Raw genomic sequence first — 21,923 nt, 5'->3', positions numbered from 1 at the left:
TCCTTAGCGTTTACTGGCCGGCAGGCGTCCGGCTTTGTGTGCGTCGTACCACCAGCTATCCAGACCGGTACTGTAGGCAGGCTTGCGGGCGGGATGGGAAAACTTATCCCAGTAAGCCAGCCGCTGCTCTGCGTTGTACCACATCGGGATCATATACGCATTCCACAGCAGTACCCGATCCAGTGACTGCGCCAGCGGCCGCAGCGCAGCGGGATCGCCCTGGTGCGCCACGATCTGCTGCACGAAGTGGTCAACGACAGGATCTTTCACCTGCGCGGTATTCCAGGAGGAGCTGATGTAGTCCGACTGCCACAGGATCTGCAGGCTGGAGGTGGGGATCGGCATCGCCTGATAGAGGGTGGCGATCATGTCATAGTCGCCTTCACGCCAGCGCCGCAGATATTGCGAGCTGTCGACCTGCCGCAGGTTCAGGGTGATGCCGAGCCGCGAGAGCGCGTGCTGGAACGGCAGTGCCCACTCCGTGCTGGTGCCGCCGCGCAGCAGCAGCTCAACGGTGAACGGCTGACCGGTTTTGTCATTGACCAGACGCTGATCCTTAATCTGCCAGCCGGCCTCTTTCAGCAGCGCATATGCTTTTAACAGGCTGGCGCGGTCGTAGCCACTGCCATCGCTCACCGGAGGCTGGTAAGGCTGAGTGAACAGTCCGGCGGGCAACTGCGCGCGCCACGGTGCCAGCAGGGCCCGCTGTTCCGCATCCGGCGCACCCTGAGCAGCATACTCTGTGTTCTGGAAGTAGCTGCTGGCGCGCTGCCAGGCGCCGTAATAGAGCGCCTTATTCATCCAGTTAAAATCGAACATCAGTGAAAAAGCCTGGCGCACGCGACGGTCATGGAACAGCGGTTTCTCATTGTTAAACGCCAGCCAGCGGGTATCAGTAGCGGCCTCGTTGGGCGTGGTCTGCTTCACTATATCGCCCTCGTCGAAGGCGCGGCCGCGATACTGGGTGGCCCATTTCTTCGCTGAGACCTCCTCACGCCAGTCGTAAGCCCCCGCTTTAAAGGCTTCGAACGCCACGTTGTCATCCAGATAGTAGTCGTAGCGCATCCGATCAAAATTGAAGCGCCCGCGATTCACCGGCAGATCGGCGGCCCAGTAATCTTTGACCCGGCTGAACTCAATAAACTGACCCAGCTTCCAGCGGCTGATGCGATAGGGCCCGCTGGAGAGCGGCGGGGCGCTCAGCGGCTCATTAAACTGCTTATCTTTCCAGAATGACGCCGGAATGACCGGCAGCGTCAGCAAGCCCATCAACAGATCTCTGTCCGGTTTGGTGGCGTCGATGCGCACCGTAAGATCGTTCAGCGCGGTCACCGTCACGCCGCGATAGGCCACACGGAACTGAGGCACGCCTTCGGTCATAAACTTCTGAAAGCTGAAAGCCACATCGCGGGCCGTAATCGGTGAGCCATCGTGAAAGCGGGCGCGGGGATTCAGGTGAATCTCCGTCCACGAAAAATCGCTGGCGTAGCGCGCCGACAGGGCGATCAGCGGGTAGTAGCTACCCGGCTCGTCGTCTGAACTGGTGTAGAGCCCATCATAAAGCGCACCGGTATTGATACCCGGATTGCCGCGCGAGGCGTAGCGGTTGAAGTTGTCGTAGGTGCCAATGACCGCCAGGGTGATGCTGCCGCCTTTGGGCGCATCGGGATCGGCATACTCATAGTGGCTGAAGCCAGGCGGATATTTCGCTTCCCCGGCCTGAGTAAAAGCGTAACTTTGCAGAACGGAGGCGGCCAGCAGCGGGGCGCTGAGTAGGGCACCTGTCAGCAGAAGTCCAGCGCGAAGCAGCATAGCGAATGCCCTCTCCAGTAAGTGTTCGGCTCCGCCCGGGCCAGACCGGTCAGGCGCGATGACGCTGAAAATAGTCTATCAGCGTTTCCGGCCGCAGCGGGCGACTAAAGATATAACCCTGCAGGTGAGTCACGCCGCGATTGATCAGCCAGGCCGCCTGTTCGCCCGTTTCCACGCCCTCGGCCACGCTTTTCAGGTTCAGCTTTTTTGCCAGCTGCAGCACGGTATCCAGCACCGGCGAGGTCAGCGTCTCGGTGCCGATACTCTGCACAAAGCCGCGATCGATTTTCAGGTAATCAAAGGCGTAGCGCTCCAGATAGATCAGTGCGCTGTGCCCGGTGCCAAAGTCATCAATGGCGATGCGGATCTGCTGCTGATGCAGCCAGTCAAACAGCTCGCCGACATTTTCGTCGCGCACCATGACGCGTTCGGTAATCTCGAACACATAATTAAAGTGGCCGGCCGGCATGCTCTCAAGCCAGTTCAGGACATCCTGACGGAAGCTGCGGTCGGCCAGGTGCAGGGGCGAAATGTTGAGGCTGAGGCTGGCATAACGGGGAACGGTGTGACAGAGCAGGTGCGCATCGCGGGAAACCAGCTGAAACAGATGGCGGGTCAGTGGAACAATCAGGTTTTGCGACTCGGCATACTGAATAAAGACATCGGGCGGGATCGGACCTTCCGTCGGGTGCGTCCAGCGCAGCAGTGCCTCCATGCCATAAGGCTGACTATCGTGAGAAGTAACCAGCGGCTGATACTCCACGTGAAACTCGCCCCGCTTCATGCCCCGAATCAGCTCTCTGCCCGGACGCTGATAGTGGGCGAGCAGCAGCCAGCAGCCACCGGCAACCAGCAGTGACAGCAGCAGACCACTCAGCACAATGTTCTGATAATCGCTGAAGGCGAGAGTGGAACCGTAGAGAACAAACTGCAGCGGATAGCCCTCCAGCGACTGCTGAACCAGCGGTGTCGGCAGGTTCTCATTCTCCGTTATGCCATGCTGCCAACTGGTCAGGGCACTGTGCTGTGCCACCAGAGCCATACCGGTAATCTCCGGATGCCAGGAGGCCATCAGCTGATAGGGGGCCAGGCTGATGTTGAGTGTCGCGAAAACCCCGGTCTGCAGATTGCCGGGATTCTTCACCCACAGGGCCAGGGCCGGTTTATCCGGCTGCAACGGCGTGCCCGGCATCAGCTGCAAATCGGTATCGCGCGAGATATCACTCTGGGGCGAAATCACGTTGATTGGCAGACTGAAACTGCCGGTGGCCGAGGAGCAAAAGGCATTGCCATTATTCACCAGCAGGATGGCACGAAGATTTCCGGCAAAGGCGGCGCGTGAGGTCAGTTCACGATTGATGGTGTGGCAGGCATTATGGGTAAACGGGAGCAGGGGACTGAGGGTGCTGTTATACAGGCTGGCGAGCGTTTGCTGTAGTGCCGACCGGCTGTGCTCCAGCAGGCGCTGATGTTGCCGCTCGCGCTTATGCCAGGTGTGATGAATCGCCAGCAGCGTGAACAGGAGAAAGAATAGGCCGCCGACCATCGCGCTACGCCATGCGATTCGGTGAGGATAGGTGGCATGGCGCTGTAGCGCCCCCGACAGTGGCATGAGGAGCTTCCCCTGATCAAATTATTATTATGTTAATGCACACGACTGCTTCGGTTTAAGCGACCGAGAATATAACGAGAATGCCGGGGATGTCTCGTTATTAATCTGAAATACAATGCTTTTATCTGCTATGGCGAAGGCGGATAAAACAAAAGACGAAAAAAAACGCTGCGTAAGCAGCGTTTCATGTTCTCTGGCTGAGAGAAAATCGAATCTGAGGATCAGGACGGGTTACGACTCAGTACCCGGCGCCCTTCACGGTAACGCTTTTTCCAGTAGTCATCATTCAGACTGGAGATCATGACGCCACTGCTGGTTGAGGCATGAACGAAGTTATCGTTGCCCAGATAGATCCCGACATGACGACCGGTTGAACCTGCGCGGAACATCACCAGATCGCCCGGACGCAGTTTACTGCGGGTAATCTCTCTGCCGGTGTCCTGCTGCTCAGAGGTGGAGCGGGGTAATTCTAAGCCAAACTGATCGCGGAAGGTGCGTTGTACAAAGGCGGAACAGTCGATTCCGCGTTTGGTATCGCCACCGAGACGATAGCGCACACCTTTCCAGACGGCGTATTGTTCCATGATGCGCGACTTAACGTCGACATTACGCACCATTTCTTCAAACTCATCCTGAGACGCCTGAAGTAAAAAACCATTCTGGTTGTTAACTTCATGATTCTCGTTATTCGCGTTCTGACTGCTATGGGTACTGCTACAAGCTGAGAGGAGGGTTGCCAGCGCCAGTGCGGGCACAATCCGCAAAATATATCTCAGTATTGGTTGAGACTTGACCATTATTCGGGTTTTCCTTCGATGTCCTTACGACAGAATTGTCGCCAGCCAGATAACAAAACAGGGAGATTAATAAGCGAGACAGACTAAGACAAATCCTTAATGACTAAAATGTGTTAATGGACACATTTTTTCACGGTAAAAATCCGAATTTTCTGCCGCTAATGCCTCACAGGGACTGAGGTTAACTGATTACACACGCCGTGGCGAGTGCTTTTAATCAATTTTATATAGGTTTTTTTGATGTGAAATCAAACCGTAACACGCTGACTAATTTAGCAACAATTATGGGGAAATGATGGCGATAACAAGCGGTAAAAGGGGCGCCAATTCGGCGCATAGAAACGGATTCTGGAATTTTCTTTATTGACAGCGGCGGGTGACGACTATTTAACCACCTGGCGGGGTCATAACCTTTTCCTCTCGCTATTTTAATTAGCAGACTAATAATGATGAGCTGTTTTTTATTAGCGCGGGCAGTTAACATCCTGTCAAATAAACCGACCGCGCTTAACATTTACATCACGGGCTTATATTTTCCCGGTAATTTGCGATAAAACCAGTTAACCAGCGCGTCACTGGCAGGGGTTAAAAGCCACCAGCTCAGACCCACCAGAACCACGGACAGCGATCCCACGGCAATATCGGTAAACCAGTGCGCCCCGGCCATGACGCGCGGCAGAGAAAATAGCACCACAATTGCCAGCGCGATTAAAAAACGGCTGAAACCAAAATAACGCCAGATAAAGCAGGCGAAAATAATCAGCATCATGCCGTGGTCGCCAGGGAAGCTGTCTTTCGACGCATCTTTGGCGGGAATGCCGGTCAGCTCACTGACGCGATGCACGTTTTCGAAGAAGAGGGTCGGGCTGGAGTGTTTCACCGGCAGCAGATGCCCCAGCTGATTCAGCACCACGGCAGTCAGCAGCATGGTGATACCGATAGCCAGCATCCGGCGGCGTGCCTGAGGCGCTTCATGTCGCCAGATCGACAGATACAGCAGGCCCATCGCCAGCAGTGACACCACATCAAAGCCACGGAAGTTGGTTATGGCGACGATCAGCGCAAACAGCGGATGGGTCACCATCTGATTATTGAAGCCATAAAAAATCGATTTATCGATGCCGAACCAGAAGCCATGCTGAGGCGGCAGATACCACGAAAGAAAGAGCACGACGCCCAGGGCATTCAGCAGCAGGATAGTAATAAGACGAATTGCGCGCATAAGTAAGCTCAATTAAAAAAATAACCGCCGACAATACCTCTGTTAGCGTAAACGGCACTTCAACAACGCCGATTGTAGCCGATTCCAGTCAGCCTGCTCAGAATGAATAATCTCGATGCGGCTGTCGGATGGCGTGGCGGCGAGTGTCTCACTCTGCAACTCTTTTGCCTGACGGTTAATACGCATTGTGCCTTCGCGGATGCGCATCACGCCTTTGATCCGATCCACCGGCGCCTGCCGGACCCACTCCAGCAGCGCAGCGGCGTCAAACAATGTGTCACCATCAAACAGCCAGCCGCAGGCGCTATAGCCCTGTCCGTGGTTCAGCGCCCGCCGCCAGCGCGCCGCTCCCTCCAGCTGTAAGGCGGCCAGACCGCTCGCCGGTTTCGTCGTGTGAGGGTGATGATGGTGTGGCAGGGGAAGGTCACGTGGCTGGCGCGGCGTATCAAGCAGGCCGGAGGGAATCCGGCCAAACTCGGTCGCTATCACCGGACGTGGCGGCTGCATCTGCTGCTGCCAGTCAGTCAGACGCTGACGATCTTCGTCCTCCCAGCAGTCGCGCTTGTTGGCGATAATGATGTCGGCGGCGGCCAGCTGGTCGCGGAAGTTCTCATCGGCGACCACGCGCGGGTCGGCAAGCTGGCGCGCATCGAGTAGCGTCAGGGTGGCATTGAGTTGCAGCCACGACTGATAGACCGGTGCGCTGAGCATCTCCACCACCTGGCGCGGATGCCCCAGGCCGGTCGGCTCTATCAGCAACCGGTCAGGCCTGCTCTTCAGCAGCATATTCAGCCCGACCTGCATGGGCAGGCCATTGACGCAGCAGAGACAGCCGCCAGGGATCTCTTTCAGCGTCGCGCCGCGATCCGCCAGCAGCGCGCCATCGATGCCGATTTCACCAAATTCATTGACCAGCACGGCCCACTGTTCGCCTGCGGGCCTGGCGGCCAGCAGATGGCAGAGCAGGGTGGTTTTTCCGCTGCCTAAAAAACCGGTGATGAGATTAACGCGCGTCATGGGAAAGGCTCCTGCCGGGATAGCGTGATAATGTAATACTATAACATTATCACGTTCGGTTTCCCGCCCTCGCTTACTCGGCGCGCCCCATATAGCGACGTTCGGCAATATGGATGCGGATGCGGTCACCGTTGCTCAGATATTCCGGCACCTGAATCGAGAGGCCGGTGCTCATTCCGGCGGGTTTGGTGCGGGCGCTGGCAGAAGCACCTTTGATACCCGGCGAGGTTTCAACGATCTCCATATCGACTGTCTGGGGCAGTTCCAGTGCCAGCACCTGGCCTTCCATCGTCAGCACATGGATACCTGGAATGCCTCCTTCCGGAATAAACAGCAGCTCTTCTTCAATCTGATCGCGTTTGAAGGTGTAGGGGGTGTAGTCTTCGTCATCCATAAAGATATATTCGTCACCATCTATATAAGAGAAGGTCACGCTGCGACGGCTGAGCGAAATCGCATCAATAATCTCGTCGCCCTTAAAGCGCTCTTCAACTTTTAAACCGGTGCGGACATCGGTAAAGCGCATCTTATAGAGGGTGGCGGCACCGCGTGCGCTGGGGCTCTGGACATCAATGTCCTTAACCAGCAGCAGTTTACCGTTGTGCGTGACGGCCATCCCTTTTTTGATTTCGTTGGCTTTTGGCATTGCTGTTCTCGCTATCTTGAGAGTGAAGTGCGCGCAACGTTACTCGCGCCGGTGAAAACTGGCAATATCGCGGGTGCGAAATTTTGCGTCAGGCCGCCGCATTCATGGTAATTGTCGCGCCGGACTGCTATTGTCGCCGCGACTTTCTTTGCCGGAGCTCAGCATGCAATGCCGTAGCCAGTGCGGTGCCTGTTGCACGGCACCCTCAATCTCATCTCCCATCCCCGGTATGCCCGACGGCAAGCCCGCCAATACCCCCTGCATTCAGCTTGATGCGCTGCTGCGCTGCAAACTCTTTGGTTCGCCCCTGCGTCCCGCCGTCTGTTCCGGGCTGCAGCCGCAAGCGAGCATGTGCGGCGACTCGCGCGAGCAGGCGATGACCTGGTTGCTGCAGCTGGAAGCGGATACGGCCCCCTGAGGCGCTGACGCAGCTGACGTTTTTCTGACGGCGCGGTTGCCTTACAGCAACAGCTTCAGCCGGATCGGCCTTTCTGCCTCACAACCGTCATGAAATGTGCGTAACATCAAAAATCTGCTACGCCGTTTGCGCATTTTCTTGCCTGCAGAATCGCGCTGTACCACAATCCCTGAAACGTTTCAGCGGTGGTCCGGCAACCTGTCCCTGACAGTGCGACGCAAAAATCTCCCCACCGGCTGAAACGATTCAATCTCAGCAAGCGAGGAGAATTATGTTCCAGCTCGAATTGCAGGCTATCCATACCGGAGCCAGCGCCCAGAATAAAGAAGAGGCCATTCGTCAGGTCGCTGCCGCGTTAACCGCGGCGGGCAATGTGACTGAAGGGTATGTCAACGGCATGCTGGCGCGCGAACAGCAAACCTCCACCTTTCTCGGTAACGGCATCGCTATCCCTCATGGCACCACAGACACCCGCGATCTGGTGCTAAAAACCGGCGTTCAGGTGTTTCAGTTCCCGCAGGGCATTGCCTGGGGTGACGATCAGACCGCCTATGTCGCCATCGGCATTGCCGCGAAGTCTGATGAGCATCTGGCGCTGCTGCGTCAGCTGACCCACGTTCTGAGCGATGACTCCGTTGCCGAACAGCTGAAAACCGCCTCTGCTGAAGATCTTCGTGCGTTGCTGATGGGCGAGAAACAAGCCGCCGAATTCAGCTTCGACACCGCATTAATTACCCTTGACGTCGCGGCCAGCGACCTGATCACCCTACAGGCGATGAACGCCGGTCGTCTGCAATCCGCTGGCGTTGTGGATGCCAGCTATGTGGCGGATGTGGTTTCAGCCTCCCCGCTGAATCTGGGGCAGGGCATCTGGCTCAGCGACAGCAGCCTGGGCAACCTGCGCAGTGGCGTGGCGATCAGCCGTGCTGCGCATCCCTTCGACCATCAGGGCGAATCGGCTGCGATGCTGATCAGCGTGTCGGCAACCGATGAACGTCCGCTGGAGGTGCTGGGTTACCTGAGCGCCTTACTGCAACAGGGGAAAGCCGATCGTCTGCTGAAAGCGGATGCCGCAGGCGTGTATGCGCTGCTGACCAGCGAAGTGGATGAGCAGGCTGACGTCCTGACCGCTGAATTCACCATCCGCAACGAACATGGCCTGCATGCCCGTCCGGGCACGGCGCTGGTCAGCGTCATCAAGCAGTTCAACAGCGAGATCACCGTGACCAATCTCGACGGCAGCGGTAAACCTGCCAATGGTCGTAGCCTGATGAAAGTGGTGGCGCTGGGCGTGAAGAAAGGGCATCGCCTGCGCTTTACCGCCAGCGGCGATGATGCTCAGCAGGCGCTGAACGCCATTGAAGAGGCGATCAGCAGTGGTCTGGGCGAGGGGGCAGCATGAGCAGACGTGTCGCCACCATTACGCTGAATCCGGCGTATGACCTGGTGGGCTATACCCCTGAAATTGAACGCGGCGAAGTCAATCTGGTGAAAACCACCGGACTGCATGCGGCGGGCAAGGGCATTAACGTCGCCAAAGTCCTGAAAGATCTGGGCATTGACGTGACCGTCGGCGGCTTCCTGGGCAAAGAGAATCAGGATGGCTTCCAGCAGCTGTTCAGCGAGCTGGGTATTGCTAACCGTTTTCAGGTGGTGCCAGGCCGCACCCGCATCAACGTAAAACTCACCGAACAGACCGGCGATGTGACCGATCTGAATTTCTCCGGTTTTCAGGTGACGGGTCAGGACTGGGATCGCTTCACCACCGACTCCCTGACCTGGCTGGGCCAGTTCGATATGGTCTGCGTCAGCGGCAGCCTGCCGGAAGGAGTCGATCACGACGCCTTTACCCGCTGGATGACCGAACTGCGCACCCACTGCCCGTGCATCATCTTTGACAGCAGCCGTGAGGCGCTGGTGGCAGGACTGAAAGCCGCCCCGTGGCTGGTGAAGCCTAACCGCCGTGAGCTGGAAATCTGGGCCGGTCGCAAACTGCCGACGCTGCAGGATGTGATTGGTGCCGCGCACGAACTGCGCGAGCAGGGCATCGCCCATGTGGTGATTTCACTGGGCGCAGAAGGGGCGCTGTGGGTCAACGCCTCCGGCGAATGGATTGCCAAACCCCCGGTCTGCGATGTGGTCAGCACCGTGGGTGCCGGCGACTCAATGGTGGGCGGCCTGATTTATGGTCTGCTGATGCGCGAGTCCAGCGAGCATACGCTGCGTCTTGCCACTGCCGTGGCGGCGATGGCCGTCAGCCAGAGTAATGTTGGTGTATCCGATCGAACTCAGTTGGCCGCCATGATGGCGCGTGTCGACTTACAACCCGTTAACTGACAGCAGGAGAGCGATAATGAAAACGCTGCTGATAAAAGACCCTACACTGGGACTGGCTTCCGCTTACATGGCGCAACAGCGCCTGGCTGCTGCGGCAGCTGCTGCGGGCCTGACCCTGACTGAAAACCCTGCCGATGCTGAACTGGTGATTGTGCTGGGTAAAAACGTGCCGGACGACGCGGCGCTGAACGGCAAAGCGCTCTGGCAGGGCGATGTCCAGCTGGCCGTCCGTGAGCCGGAAACCTTTCTGAACCGCGCGAAAGCAGAAGCCAAGACCTGGCAGTCGCAGGCTGCGGTGGCGACACCGGCGGGCGCATCTGCTGCGGCTCCGGCTCAGGCTGGCGCGCAGAAACGTGTGGTTGCCGTTACCGCCTGTCCGACCGGCGTGGCGCACACCTTTATGGCGGCAGAGGCGATTCAGGCCGAAGCAACCCGTCGCGGCTGGTGGGTGAAAGTTGAAACCCGCGGTTCAGTCGGGGCCGGTAACGCCATTACCCCGGAAGAAGTGGCGGCAGCCGATCTGGTGATCGTGGCCGCCGATATCGAAGTCGACCTGGCGAAATTTGCCGGTAAGCCGATGTACCGCACCTCAACCGGACTGGCGCTGAAGAAAACCGCCCAGGAACTGGATAAAGCGGTAGCCGAAGCGAAGCCTTATAAAGCGGCTGCCAGCGGACAGAGCAACGCCAGCGCAGAAGAGGAGAAAAAGCAGGGCGGCGCAGGGGCGTATCGTCATCTGCTGACCGGCGTCTCCTATATGCTGCCGATGGTGGTCGCAGGCGGTCTGAGCATCGCACTCTCATTTGCCTTTGGTATCACCGCATTTAAAGAGCCGGGCACGCTGGCGGCTGCCCTGATGCAAATCGGTGGTGGTAGCGCCTTTGCCCTGATGGTGCCGGTACTGGCGGGCTTTATCGCCTTCTCCATCGCTGACCGTCCGGGTCTGACCCCGGGTCTGATTGGCGGTATGATCGCCACCAGCATCAACGCCGGCTTCTTAGGCGGTATTATCGCGGGCTTCATTGCCGGTTATGCGGCGAAGCTGATCAGCGGCAAAGTTAAACTGCCGCAGAGTATGGAAGCGCTGAAACCGATACTGATTATTCCGCTGTTTGCCAGTCTGATTACCGGCCTGCTGATGATCTACGTGGTAGGCAAACCGGTTGCGGGCATCATGAACGGTCTGACCCACTGGCTGGCGAACATGGGCACCGCGAACGCGGTTCTGCTGGGCGCGATTCTGGGCGGCATGATGTGTACTGACATGGGTGGTCCGGTGAACAAGGTGGCTTACGCGTTTGGCGTTGGCTTACTGAGCTCGCAGACGTATGCACCGATGGCCGCCATCATGGCCGCCGGCATGGTGCCACCGCTGGCGATGGGTGTGGCTACGCTGGTTGCGCGTCGTAAGTTCAACAAAGGTCAGCAGGAAGGGGGCAAAGCGGCGCTGGTTCTGGGTCTCTGCTTTATCTCTGAAGGTGCGATTCCGTTCGCGGCCCGCGACCCGATGCGTGTTCTGCCTTGCTGCATCGTGGGTGGCGCGGTGACCGGTGCCATCTCCATGGCGATTGGCGCGAAACTGATGGCGCCGCACGGTGGACTGTTCGTTCTGCTGATCCCTGGCGCGATTACCCCGGTACTCGGTTATCTGATGGCGATCGTCATCGGCACCGCGATTGCGGGTCTGAGCTACGCGGTACTGAAACGTCCGGAAGAGCAGCTGGCGAAAGCCTGATACGCGGAAGTGAAATAAACAGGGAGCCAGATGGCTCCCTGTTTGCTTTGATAAGGTACCTGCTTCCCTCGCATTGATGTCATCACCGTCTGGAAAGTCTTCAGGCTCCTTTTCCTATGCCTGCTGCTCGGCTTTCAGCCACGCAATCTCATCTTTCCAGATATCGGGATTGATGGTTTCCAGAATCAGCGGGATGCCATCGAAGCGGGGATCTTTCATCAGCCAGCTGAACACCGTCCTGCCGATGTTTCCTTCTCCCAGACTGTGATGGCGGTCAACGCGGCTGTCGAAGGCGCTTTTGGCGTCGTTCAGGTGCATGCCACGCAGATACTGAAAACCGACGATGCGCTCAAAGCTGGCAAAGGTTGCTTCGCAGTCTGCCTCGGTACGCAGATCATACCCGCCGGCAAACGCATGGCAGGTATCAATGCAGACCCCGACACGCGATTTGTCTTCGACATGCTCAATAATGGTGGCGAGATGCTCGAAGCGGAAGCCCAGATTACTGCCCTGACCGGCCGTATTTTCAATGACGGCGGTAACGTTCTGCGTCTGGTCGAGCGCGACATTGATCGACTCGGCGATGCGCTTCAGGCAGCTCTCCTCGTCAATCTGATGCAGATGGCTGCCGGGGTGGAAGTTCAGCAGCGTCAGCCCCAGCTGGTCAGCACGCCGCAGTTCATCAATGAAGGCCGCGCGGGATTTCTCCAGCGCCTCCTCAACCGGATGGCCCAGATTAATCAGAAAACTGTCGTGCGGCAGGATCTGCTGTGACGTGAAGTGATAAGTCTCGCAGGCGGCGCGAAAAGCATCAATGACCTCAGTGGTCAGCGGGGCGGCCTTCCACTGACGCTGATTTTTAGTAAAGAGGGCGAAGGCGGTGGCTTCTAATTCATGGGCGCGGATCACGGCCTGATCTACTCCCCCTGCCGCACTGACGTGTGCGCCAATATATTTCATGCCTTTCTCCTGGGGCTATGCACGGATGAAACGGCATGATACCCGATGCGGTTAGCCCATGAAATGTTGCACCAGCAGATTGATCGTGCCACCGCCTGCGATTAACCAGCCAAAGACCAGCGCACCCAGCAGCAGGGGTTTAACGCCCGCTTCACGCAGCGCGCTGAAACGGGTGGTTAAGCCCAGCGCGGCCATCGCCATCGCCAGCAGCAGGCCAGCCAGCTGATTCAGTGAGGCCACCAGCGCAGCAGGCAGCAGCTGCAGCGAATTAAACAGCGCGACCGCAATAAACAGTAAGGCAAACCAGGGAAAGGTCACCGGCTGACGGGCGCCGCCCTGACGTCCGCCGCGCAGCATCGTCCCCAGGCAGAGCAGGAACGGGGCCAGCATCATCACCCGCAGCATCTTGGCAATGACCGCGCTGTTTTCGGCTTCCGGGCTGATACTGTGTCCGGCTGCCACCACCTGCGCCACTTCATGAATCGTGGACCCGGTGAAAACGCCAAACTGTGCAGCACTCAGAGCCGGAAACAGATGATGCGCCAGCGGCCAGAGCAGGGGATAGATGAAGATCGCCAGCGTGCCGAACAGCACCACGGTCGCGATGGCCACCGCGACTTTCGACGGCGCGGCTTTGACCACCGGCTCGGTCGCCAGAACCGCTGCCGCACCGCAGATACTGCTGCCTGCGCCAATCAGCCAGACGGTTTCGCGATCCAGCTTCAGTAACCGGATACCCAGCAGACAGGTGATAAAGAAGGTGCTGCTCAGGGTCAGCGCATCGATCAGGATGCCGCTGACGCCGACATCGGCAATCTGCTGTAAAGTAATACGAAAGCCAAACATGATGATCCCGAGCCGCAGCAGCTTCTGCTTCGCCAGCGCGACGCCGCTGTCGCAGTGTGACGAGAGAGGGGAACAGACGCTATTACCGACCACGATGCCCAGCATGATCGCCAGCGTCAGTGAACCCAGTCCCAGCCCCGCGATTAACGGCTGTTGCGCCAGCCAGTTCGCCGCAGCGGCGAGCGCGGCGGTCAGCAGCAGACCGGGAAACAGGCGCACAACGGGATAGTGCGTTTTAACGATGCTCAGTTCGGCCATAAGGGTCACTCCTCTTCAGTGAGTGTCGATCATGGCGCGCACTGGCTTAAAAGTGAAATTGATAATATATTTATAATCAACCGGAATAAACGATAAGGCCGACATTATGAGCGTTTTGCGTCTGCGCCGCTGGGCAACGCTGATCAAGAGGGATGTGCTGGTACTCTGGTTCGCCTTTCGCGACCCGCGCACGCCCTGGTGGAACAAGCTGGGCATGCTGGGCCTGGTCGCCTATGGCGTCAGTCCGATCGATTTCATCCCGGATGTGATTCCGTTTGTGGGACTGCTGGATGACGCGGTCATCATCCCGACCGGTGTTATGCTGCTGCTGCGCCTGCTGCCACGTGAGGTGCGCATCAGCAGCAGCGAAAGGGCCGCAACCCGGCGTTCCCGCGGCAAAAAAATCGCAGGCTGGCTGATGGTGGTGGGGCTGATCTGGCTGGCGCTGATCATCTATCTCGTCAGACATTAACAGACTTAAGGATCGACGATGCACATTACCCTGCGGCAAATCGAAGTCTTTACCGAAGTGCTCAAGAGTGGCTCGACGACCCAGGCATCGCAGCTGCTGGCGCTGTCGCAGTCGGCGGTCAGCGCGGCGCTGGCCGATCTGGAGAGTCAGCTTGGGGTTCAGCTCTTTGATCGGGTCGGTAAACGGCTGGTGCTGAACGAACATGGCCGCCTGCTTTATCCCCGCGCCGTGGGTCTGCTGGAGCAGGCGGGGGAGATTGAGCAGCTGTTCAAAGAGGACAACGGGGCCATCCGCATCTTCGCCAGCAGCACCATCGGTAACTATCTGCTGCCGGGCATGATGGCGGCCTGGCGACGCGATTTTCCCGGCCTGCCGCTGGAGCTGAGCGTGGGCAACAGTCAGGATGCGATTCAGGCGGTCTCCGACTTCCGCGTCGATGTCGGCCTGATTGAGGGGCCGTGCCATATGACCGAACTGGTCAGTGAACCCTGGCTGGAGGATGAGCTGGTGGTGTTTGCCGCGCCGGATGCGCCTGTTCTGCAGCAGCCGGTCACCCTGAAAACGCTGGCGGACGCCCCCTGGATCCTGCGCGAACGCGGCTCCGGCACCCGTGAAATCGTCGATTATCTGCTGCTGTCTCACCTGCCGAGCTTTCAGCTGGGGATGGAGCTTGGCAACTCTGAAGCGATTAAACATGCGGTGCGCCACGGCATGGGGATCAGCTGCCTGTCGCGCCGGGTGATCGCCGATCTGCTGGAGGCGGGAACGCTGATCGAACTGGCGATTCCGCTGCCGCGCCTGACCCGGACGCTGTATCGCATCCATCACCGACAGAAGCATATTTCCAAAGCGCTGACGCGCTTTTTATCCTACTGCCGTGAGTGACCGCTAATAATTCGGGCGCGATCATGAACTTAACTAATAACAGCGTGGCTTCGCTATACAGAGGCGAGCTGGCTGCTACAATCTCGCCTCATTTTTACCCTTCGTAGCGTTTACACATGCATAATGACTCAAAAACAACACAACAACCTGCGTTACAGCGTGCACTAAAAGCACGCCATCTCACCATGATCGCCATCGGCGGCTCCATCGGAACCGGCCTGTTTGTCGCATCGGGTGCCACTATTGCTCAGGCCGGACCCGGCGGAGCACTTCTCTCCTATATGCTCATCGGTCTGATGGTCTATTTCCTGATGACCAGCCTGGGTGAACTGGCGGCCTTTATGCCCGTGTCCGGGTCGTTTGCCACCTACGGCGCAAAATATGTCGAAGAGGGCTTTGGTTTCGCACTCGGCTGGAACTACTGGTACAACTGGGCGGTAACCATCGCGGTTGATCTGGTGGCATCACAGCTGGTGATGAATTACTGGTTCCCCGACACGCCAGGCTGGATCTGGAGCGCGCTGTTCCTGGGCCTGATGTTCCTGCTCAACTACATCTCCGTCAAAGGCTTTGGTGAAGCGGAATACTGGTTCTCGCTGATCAAAGTGGCCACCGTGGTGATTTTTATCGTGGTTGGCGTGCTGATGATCACCGGCATTATGCGCGGTGCAGAACACGCGGGCTGGCATAACTGGCAGGTGGGCGAAGCGCCGTTTGCAGGCGGTTTTGCGGCGATGATCGGCGTGGCGATGATTGTGGGATTCTCCTTCCAGGGCACCGAGCTGATCGGTATCGCGGCGGGCGAATCTGAAGATCCGGCAAAAAATATCCCGCGTGCGGTGCGGCAGATCTTCTGGCGTATCCTGCTGTTTTACGTCTTCGCGATTCTGATTATCAGCCTGATCCTGCCGTACACCGATCCTAAGCTGCTGCACAATGACATCAACGATATCAGCGTCAGCCCGTTCACCCTGGTGTTCCAGAATGCCGGTCTGCTGTCAGCGGCGGCGGTGATGAATGCGGTGATCCTGACGGCCGTGCTGTCAGCGGGTAACTCCGGCATGTACGCCTCAACCCGTATGCTTTACAACCTGGCCTGTGAAGGCAAAGCGCCGCGGATTTTCGCCAGACTCTCTAAAGGCGGCGTGCCGCGTAATGCACTCTGGGCGACGACGGTGGTGGCGGGACTCTGCTTCCTGACCTCGAAATTTGGCAATCAGGAGGTTTACCTCTGGCTGCTGAACACCTCAGGCATGACCGGTTTTATCGCCTGGCTCGGTATCGCGATCAGTCACTACCGCTTCCGTCGCGGCTATGTCGCTCAGGGACGTGACCTGAACGCGCTGCCTTACCGCTCCGGCTTTTTCCCGCTGGGTCCGATTTTCGCCTTTGTGCTCTGCCTGATCATCACGCTGGGTCAGAACTATCAGGCGTTTCTCAACGACACCATCGACTGGTACAGCGTAGCGGCCACCTACATCGGCCTTCCGCTGTTCCTGATCATCTGGTTCGGCTACAAGCTGACGCGCGGCAGCCGTTTCGTGAAGTACAGCGAGATGGATTTCCCGGTTCATAAAGATTAGTTCTGTGCGCTGACTCCTGCGCACGGTGCCTGCCGCAGTTCTGGCAGGCCGCAGGAATCGTGAAGCGATGGGAGCCTGTGCCTGTAGCAAAGCATAGCGGGCCAGGGATGGTCCGCGCTGAGCCCGCCAGGGATGGCGGGTTTTGCGTCTTTGCGAAAGGCACAGGCTCCCTGAGCCATTCTCCCGCCTGCAACACCGTTTTTTACGATTTTTCACGTCTCGCTTATCTTCACGAATTGATAATTATTATCACCTGCACTATTGTGGCTGCGTTTTCTGACAGGATAGCCACACAGGGTTAAAACATGACTACCGAAACTTCGCTGCTGGCGGGAGAAGAGACGCGTCAGCACAGCATGCATAGCTACCAACTGGTGCTGCGTCGCCGCGTCATCTGGATCGGCGTGCTGCTGCTGGCCATCATCGCCTCGCTGGTCCTCGACTTCACGCTGGGTCCGGCCGGACTCTCGCTGGAGACGCTGTGGAATACGCTGCTCAGTCCCGACAGTGTCGACGCCGGAACCCGCGTCATCGTCTGGGACATCCGTCTGCCCTATGCCCTGATGGCGATTGTGGTGGGCCTGTCGCTCGGCCTCGCGGGCGCAGAAATGCAGACCATTCTGAATAACCCGCTGGCCAGCCCCTTTACCCTCGGTGTCTCCTCGGCGGCGGCATTTGGTGCCGCGCTGGCCATCATCCTCGGCATCGGCATCCCCGGCATTCCTGACCAGTGGTTGATCTCCGCCAACGCCTTCGTTTTTGCGCTGTTTGCCGCCCTGATGCTGGACGGCATCACCCGCTGGACCCAGGTCTCCTCGGCGGGCGTGGTGCTCTTCGGCATTGCACTGGTCTTTACCTTCAATGCGCTGGTCTCCATGATGCAGTTCATCGCCAGCGAAGATACCCTGCAGGGGCTGGTTTTCTGGACCATGGGCAGCCTGGCGCGCGCCTCCTGGGAGAAGCTGGGCGTCCTGACCGTGGCGCTGGCGATCCTGGTGCCGTTCTCCATGATGAGCAGCTGGAAGCTGACGGCGCTGCGGCTGGGTGAGGATCGGGCGGTCAGCTTTGGCATTGACGTGCGTCGTCTGCGTCTGGCGACGCTGCTGCGCATCAGTATTCTCTCGGCGCTGGCCGTGGCCTTTGTCGGCCCGATTGGCTTTATCGGCCTGGTCGCTCCCCATATTGCCCGCATGATGTTTGGTGAAGATCACCGCTTCTATCTGCCAGCCAGCGCGCTGGTCGGAGCGCTGGTGCTGTCGCTGGCCTCGGTCGCGTCGAAAAACCTGCTTCCAGGCGTGATCATCCCGGTCGGCATCGTCACCTCACTGATTGGCGTGCCGTTCTTCCTGAGTATTATTCTGCGTCACCGGGGGACAGTCTGATGGAACAGGGTCTGACGTTACGCGGCTTCAGTGCCGGTTACCCAAAACATAAGGTGATTGAGAATCTCAACGTGGCGCCGCTGCCGCGTGGGGAGATCACCGTGCTGCTGGGGCCCAACGGCTGCGGCAAATCGACGCTGCTGCGGGCCCTGGCCGGACTGAACAAAGGGCAGGGCGAAATGTGGCTCAACGGCGAGGATCTCATGACTCAGCCGTTTGCCCGCCGGGCGAAGAACGTGGTCTATCTGCCGCAGTCCCTGCCTGCGGGCGTGCATCTGCATGTGCTGGAGTCGATCATTGTGGCACAGCGCGCCTCCGGCGGCCTCCACAGCGCCAGCAGTGAAGCCGAAATCATGCACCTGCTGGAGCAGCTGGGCATTGCCCATCTGGCGATGCGCTATCTCGATCAGCTCTCCGGCGGACAGAAGCAGTTAGTCGGGCTGGCACAGTCGCTGATCCGTCGCCCTGAGCTGCTGCTGCTGGATGAACCGCTGAGCGCGCTGGATCTCAACTATCAGTTTCATGTGATGGATCTGGTGCGGCGCGAAACCGCCCTGCGCAACATCGTCACGGTGGTGGTGGTGCATGATATCAATATTGCGCTGCGCCATGCGCAGCATGCGCTGATGCTGAAACAGGGGGCACTGGTGGCACAGGGGCAGCCGGATAAGGTGATTACGCCCGCGACCCTGGCGAAAGTCTATGGCGTCGATGGACGAATCGAGCACTGTTCGCGCGGCATTCCGCAGGTGATGATTGATGGCCTGACCGGTCCGGCGCTGGTCTGACACAACGGCGGGTCGTTACCGACCCGGCATCGTGCAAAAAAGTTCAGGGCCGCAGTTGCGGCCCTGATTTTTTACGCCAGAAGATGCTGCGCGTGGAAGCGCAGATGATCTTCCACAAAACTGGCGATAAAGAAGTAGCTATGGTCATAGCCCGGCTGAATGCGCAGCGTCAGCGGGAATCCCACCTCACTGGCCACACTTTCCAGCCGCTCGGGTTGCAGCTGGTCGGCCAGGAACTGATCGCTATCGCCCTGGTCGATCAGGATCGGCAGACGATGCGCCACCTCCGCCATCAGCTGACAGCTGTCATATTCCCGCCAGGCCGCCGGGTCATCGCCCAGATAGGCCTGAAACGCTTTCTGACCCCACGGCACCTGCATCGGGTTTACAATCGGTGCGAAAGCCGACGCCGAAGCAAAGCGGTTGCCCAGACGCAGCGCCAGCATCAGCGCACCGTGTCCGCCCATGGAGTGACCCATGATCGACTGACGGTCGCTGACCTTAAAGTTATCCGCAATCAGCGCAGGTAACTCGCTGCTCAGGTAGTCGAACATGCGGAAATGCGCGGCCCAGGGTTGCTGGGTGGCATTGAGATAGAATCCCGCTCCCTGACCCAGATCGTAGCCCTCATCGTTGGCCACCTCATCGCCGCGCGGGCTGGTATCCGGCATAATCAGCACCAGCCCCAGTTCCGCCGCCACCCGCTGCGCGCCCGCTTTGGTGGTGAAGTTCTCGTCGTTGCAGGTCAGCCCGGCCAGAAACCAGACCACCGGTGGCGGCGCATCGCCCTGCGGTTCAGGCAGATAGATGCTGAAGGTCATCGGGCAGTTCAGCACGGCCGACGCATGACGCCAGCGCTGTTGCCAGCCACCAAAAATACGGTGTTCTTCCAGTAGCTCCAGAGTGGATGCCATAACGCCTCCTGATTACCTGTTGAAATGCACAACCGAGCGGATCGATTTTCCTTCGTGCATTAAATCAAAGGCGTCGTTGATCTCTTCCAGCGGCATGGTGTGGGTGATGAAGTCGTTCAGGGCAAATTTACCGTCGAGGTAATCCTGCACGATGCCCGGCAGCTGTGAGCGGCCTTTCACGCCACCGAAGGCGGAGCCACGCCAGACGCGCCCGGTCACCAGCTGGAACGGACGGGTAGAGATCTCTTCACCGGCACCGGCCACACCGATAATCACGGACTCGCCCCAGCCTTTGTGGCAGCACTCCAGCGCGGAACGCATGACGTTGACGTTGCCGATACATTCAAAGGAGAAATCCACGCCGCCATCGGTCAGCTCAACAATCACCTCCTGAATCGGCTTATCGTAATCTTTCGGGTTGATCAGGTCAGTGGCGCCCAGCTTGCGCGCCAGGTCGAATTTGCTGGTATTGATGTCGATGGCGATGATGCGGCCGGCTTTCGCCATTTTGGCACCGATAACGGCCGACAGGCCAATGCCGCCGAGGCCGAAAATCGCCACGGTGTCGCCTTCTTTCACTTTGGCGGTGTTCATGACCGCGCCCATGCCGGTGGTGACGCCACAACCCAGCAGGCACACTTCTTCCAGCGGCGCTTCTTTACTGATTTTAGCCAGTGAGATCTCCGGAACGACGGTGTACTCCGAGAAGGTCGAGGTGCCCATATAGTGGAAAATCGGTTTGCCATCTTTAAAGAAGCGGGTGGTGCCATCCGGCATCAGACCTTTACCCTGGGTTGCACGGATCGCCTGACAGAGGTTGGTTTTACCCGACAGACAGTACTTACACTTGCCGCACTCCGGAGTGTAAAGCGGGATGACATGGTCACCCACTTCCACGCTGGTCACGCCTTCGCCTACGGCTTCCACGATGCCGCCGCCTTCATGGCCCAGGATCGCCGGGAAGACGCCTTCCGGATCGGTGCCGGAGAGGGTGTAGGCGTCGGTATGGCAGACGCCGGTCGCGACGATGCGCACCAGGACTTCGCCTTTCTGCGGTGGCATCAAATCCACTTCTTCAATTTTCAGCGGTTCGCCAGCAGCCCAGGCAACGGCGGCACGGGTTTTGATCATTTTCATGCAATCCCTCTTCCAGTCAGATTGTGACGCACGGTGGCGCCAGGTGGTCGTGAGTAATCAGAGCCAGGCTCTTAAACATAGCGCGGAACGCTTATTCCGCCGCCTGTAGGGGGTAGATCAGCTCATCATTGAGCGGCCGATCGTCAAATTTTTCGATAATCAGGTACTTCAGCGCCTCCACGTTGGGAGTAAAGGCGTCCCGTCGCCACATCAGCCAGGTGGCCGTATTGCGATAAGCAGGGGGGAGGGTGTGCGCCTGCACCCGTGAACGGTCCGGCATCTGTTTCAGCACCGAGGCCGGGATCATGGCGACGCCCGCACCGCCCGCCACGCAGGCCAGCATGGCGTGATAGGACTGAATCTCCATCACATTGTCCGGCGCGGTCTGGCTGTCGCGATACCAGCTCTCCAGCTTCACCCGATAAGAGCAGCTGCTGCGGAAAGCAAACAGGGTATCGTCCTGCACGTCGCGGGCGGTGGTGATAGGGGCATGATCCAGCCCGGTAATCAGCACCATCTCCTCGCGAAACGCGATGCAGCCGTTCAGGTCATCATGCGCCACCGGGCCATCCACCAGCGCAGCCGCCAGGGTGCCTTCACGCACCCGATCGATAATTTCGCCCGAGGTGCCGGTAATCAGCGAGAGGGCAACACCGGGAAAGCGCTGGTGATAGGCAGCCAGTAAACCAGGCAGGCGGGTGGCGGCGGTGCTCTCCATCGAGCCGAGCGCAAAGTTACCCGCCGGTTCACCGGTGCGGGTCATGCTCAGCGCTTCTTCACTCAGGGCCAGAATGCGCTGCGCATAATTGAGGAAGTTATGGCCCATCGGTGACAGGCGAATGCGCTGCTTCTCACGAATAAAGAGGTCCACACCCAATTCTTCTTCCAGCTGACGCAGCCGCGTGGTGAGATTAGAGGGGACGCGGTGCAGCTGTTCGGCGGCGCGTGCCAGGGAACCCGTTTCGGCGACGGAACAGAACATACGTAGTTGTACTAAATCCATATCTTCTCTTCCTGTAAACAAGTTGGTCATGATTATTCACTTTTCGTGAGTGTAAACATCCTGCAAGCTGTTAGCAAGTCAGAAAAGATCCCAGCCCGA

The 21,923-nt window shown here is 58.4% G+C and carries 20 protein-coding genes; 9 read left to right on the top strand and 11 right to left on the bottom strand.

Annotated features, from left to right (window positions below; translation table 11 throughout):
• Positions 1-3: 3 nt before the first annotated feature.
• The 6 genes from FJW00_RS02515 to yeiP form a co-directional block, all read right to left on the bottom strand.
• Positions 4-1,812: an extracellular solute-binding protein gene (locus tag FJW00_RS02515; protein WP_140922997.1), complete on the bottom strand. Its 1,809-nt coding sequence runs from the start codon at positions 1,810-1,812 to the stop codon at positions 4-6.
• 49 nt (positions 1,813-1,861) lie between these two features.
• Entirely contained in the window at positions 1,862-3,424 is a 1,563-nt protein-coding gene (gene pdeN, locus FJW00_RS02510; RefSeq protein WP_181405337.1) for a cyclic di-3',5'-guanosine monophosphate phosphodiesterase PdeN, read from the bottom strand.
• A 221-nt stretch (positions 3,425-3,645) separates the two neighbouring features.
• Entirely contained in the window at positions 3,646-4,221 is a 576-nt protein-coding gene (mepS, locus tag FJW00_RS02505; protein WP_046102239.1) for a bifunctional murein DD-endopeptidase/murein LD-carboxypeptidase, read from the bottom strand.
• A 514-nt stretch (positions 4,222-4,735) separates the two neighbouring features.
• Positions 4,736-5,443 carry a phosphatase PAP2 family protein gene (locus FJW00_RS02500; RefSeq protein ID WP_009089134.1) on the bottom strand — a complete coding sequence of 236 codons (708 nt, stop codon included), beginning with the start codon at positions 5,441-5,443 and terminating at the stop codon, positions 4,736-4,738.
• A 42-nt stretch (positions 5,444-5,485) separates the two neighbouring features.
• A complete protein-coding gene (locus tag FJW00_RS02495) occupies positions 5,486-6,460 on the bottom strand; it encodes a CobW family GTP-binding protein (RefSeq protein ID WP_140922996.1) in 975 nt (324 codons plus the stop codon).
• Positions 6,461-6,533: 73 nt separating this feature from the next.
• The gene (yeiP, locus tag FJW00_RS02490) at positions 6,534-7,106 is read right to left on the bottom strand and encodes an elongation factor P-like protein YeiP (RefSeq protein WP_009089138.1); all 573 of its coding nucleotides are present in this window, start codon (positions 7,104-7,106) and stop codon (positions 6,534-6,536) included.
• 163 nt (positions 7,107-7,269) lie between these two features.
• On the opposite strand from yeiP, the gene FJW00_RS02485 reads away from it, so the two are divergent.
• The 4 genes from FJW00_RS02485 (at position 7,270) to fruA (ending at position 11,596) form a co-directional block, all read left to right on the top strand.
• Complete coding sequence (locus tag FJW00_RS02485; RefSeq protein WP_009089140.1) at positions 7,270-7,524, top strand: YkgJ family cysteine cluster protein; 255 nt, start codon at positions 7,270-7,272, stop codon at positions 7,522-7,524.
• Positions 7,525-7,795: 271 nt separating this feature from the next.
• Positions 7,796-8,926 carry a fused PTS fructose transporter subunit IIA/HPr protein gene (gene fruB, locus FJW00_RS02480; RefSeq protein WP_009089143.1) on the top strand — a complete coding sequence of 377 codons (1,131 nt, stop codon included), beginning with the start codon at positions 7,796-7,798 and terminating at the stop codon, positions 8,924-8,926.
• Positions 8,923-9,861 (top strand): 1-phosphofructokinase, encoded by a 939-nt coding sequence (fruK, locus tag FJW00_RS02475; protein ID WP_009089145.1) that lies wholly within the window; start codon positions 8,923-8,925, stop codon positions 9,859-9,861. Before fruB ends, fruK begins: the two co-directional genes overlap by 4 nt.
• 16 nt (positions 9,862-9,877) lie before the next feature.
• A complete protein-coding gene (gene fruA / locus FJW00_RS02470; protein WP_058956716.1) occupies positions 9,878-11,596 on the top strand; it encodes a PTS fructose transporter subunit IIBC in 1,719 nt (572 codons plus the stop codon).
• Between the two features lie 114 nt (positions 11,597-11,710).
• On the opposite strand, the gene nfo is transcribed toward fruA, so the two are convergent.
• The gene (gene nfo / locus FJW00_RS02465) at positions 11,711-12,556 is read right to left on the bottom strand and encodes a deoxyribonuclease IV (RefSeq protein WP_058956715.1); all 846 of its coding nucleotides are present in this window, start codon (positions 12,554-12,556) and stop codon (positions 11,711-11,713) included.
• A gap of 51 nt (positions 12,557-12,607) precedes the next feature.
• Entirely contained in the window at positions 12,608-13,660 is a 1,053-nt protein-coding gene (locus FJW00_RS02460) for a YeiH family protein (protein ID WP_140922995.1), read from the bottom strand.
• 106 nt (positions 13,661-13,766) lie between these two features.
• Between FJW00_RS02460 and FJW00_RS02455 the strand changes: the two genes are divergently transcribed.
• From FJW00_RS02455 to FJW00_RS02435, 5 genes are all read left to right on the top strand, one after another.
• Positions 13,767-14,132: a YkvA family protein gene (locus FJW00_RS02455; protein ID WP_140922994.1), complete on the top strand. Its 366-nt coding sequence runs from the start codon at positions 13,767-13,769 to the stop codon at positions 14,130-14,132.
• Between the two features lie 18 nt (positions 14,133-14,150).
• Positions 14,151-15,017, top strand: a complete 867-nt coding sequence (gene yieE, locus FJW00_RS02450; protein WP_009089154.1) for a DNA-binding transcriptional regulator YeiE — start codon at positions 14,151-14,153, stop codon at positions 15,015-15,017.
• A gap of 116 nt (positions 15,018-15,133) precedes the next feature.
• Positions 15,134-16,600, top strand: a complete 1,467-nt coding sequence (locus FJW00_RS02445) for an amino acid permease (protein WP_140922993.1) — start codon at positions 15,134-15,136, stop codon at positions 16,598-16,600.
• A 305-nt stretch (positions 16,601-16,905) separates the two neighbouring features.
• On the top strand, positions 16,906-17,982 hold the full coding sequence (locus FJW00_RS02440; protein WP_140922992.1) for a FecCD family ABC transporter permease: 1,077 nt from the start codon (positions 16,906-16,908) through the stop codon (positions 17,980-17,982).
• A complete protein-coding gene (locus FJW00_RS02435; RefSeq protein ID WP_046102230.1) occupies positions 17,982-18,770 on the top strand; it encodes an ABC transporter ATP-binding protein in 789 nt (262 codons plus the stop codon). The genes FJW00_RS02440 and FJW00_RS02435 overlap by 1 nt, the downstream gene beginning before the upstream one ends.
• Before the next feature lie 71 nt (positions 18,771-18,841).
• Here FJW00_RS02435 and fghA read toward each other — a convergent pair whose 3' ends face one another.
• The 3 genes from fghA to ptrR form a co-directional block, all read right to left on the bottom strand.
• A complete protein-coding gene (gene fghA / locus FJW00_RS02430; RefSeq protein ID WP_046102229.1) occupies positions 18,842-19,684 on the bottom strand; it encodes an S-formylglutathione hydrolase in 843 nt (280 codons plus the stop codon).
• Between the two features lie 12 nt (positions 19,685-19,696).
• Complete coding sequence (locus FJW00_RS02425) at positions 19,697-20,821, bottom strand: S-(hydroxymethyl)glutathione dehydrogenase/class III alcohol dehydrogenase (RefSeq protein WP_009089162.1); 1,125 nt, start codon at positions 20,819-20,821, stop codon at positions 19,697-19,699.
• A 91-nt stretch (positions 20,822-20,912) separates the two neighbouring features.
• Complete coding sequence (gene ptrR, locus FJW00_RS02420; RefSeq protein ID WP_140922991.1) at positions 20,913-21,824, bottom strand: putrescine utilization regulator PtrR; 912 nt, start codon at positions 21,822-21,824, stop codon at positions 20,913-20,915.
• Positions 21,825-21,923: the final 99 nt, after the last annotated feature.

Origin of the sequence: Pantoea anthophila (genome assembly GCF_006494375.1) — a bacterium.
Taxonomy (GTDB): Bacteria; Pseudomonadota; Gammaproteobacteria; order Enterobacterales; family Enterobacteriaceae; genus Pantoea; species Pantoea anthophila.
This window is presented reverse-complemented; position numbering and strand designations above follow the sequence as displayed.